Here is an 824-nt window from a genome sequence, read left to right as displayed (position 1 = left end):
CGGTGCTGCTGACGCTGGCGATCTGCACCTTGCATTTCATCGGCATGGGCGCGGTCTCGATCTTTCCTGATTCCTCGATCGTCATATCCGAATACACGATCGAGCCGACCTCGCAGGCTTTCGCGGCCGCGGCCGCGACGCTGGTGATCCTGGTGCTGTCGGCGTCGGCGCTGTGGATCGATCTGCGCTTCCGTCGCCAGAAGCTCGAGGTCGATCGCATGCACGGCCTGGCCAATGCCGCCGTGGAGGGCCTGATCGTCTGCGACGGCAGCCGCATCGTCAGCGCCAATGACAGCATGGGCAAGCTGACCGGCACGCTGGCCGCGACGCTGAACGGCACGGAACTGCGCGAGCTCTTCGACGAACACACCGCAACCGACGCTGCCAGCCTGGCTGGCCAGCCATGGGAGGCGGAGTTGAGGAACCGCGACGGAACGCGAATTCCGGTCGAGCTGATCGCCCGAAGCATCGATTATTGCGGCAAGCCCCACAATGTCATCGCCGTCCGCGACATCCGCGAACGCAAGAAGGCGGAGGAGGAGATCCTTCGCCTCGCCCATTTCGATCCGCTGACGGGACTGGCCAACCGCCGCTCCTTTTCCAGCCGTCTCGACATGGAAATCGCATCCATGAACCGGAGCGCCAATGGCGATAATGGCGTCAAAGGCCGGCATCTTGCGCTTCTGCTGTTCGACCTCGACCGCTTCAAGGAGGTAAACGACCTTTACGGACATGGCGCCGGCGATGCGATGCTGCAGAAGGTGGCGACCTGCGCGGCCGGCATCCTGCGTCACGGACAGATGCTTGCGCGCCTCGGCGGCGAC

The 824-nt window shown here is 64.1% G+C and carries 1 protein-coding gene; it reads left to right on the top strand.

All coding sequences use genetic code 11. The annotated features are described in order from the left end of the window. Nucleotides 1–824, top strand: an 824-nt coding sequence (locus tag ACWTU8_RS31680) for a diguanylate cyclase domain-containing protein (protein WP_455851233.1), incomplete at both ends; no start/stop codon positions are given.

It is taken from the genome of Mesorhizobium sp. BHbdii (genome assembly GCF_053848045.1).
The sequence above is the reverse complement of the archived record's forward strand: the minus strand, read 5'-3'. Positions and strand labels throughout refer to the sequence as shown.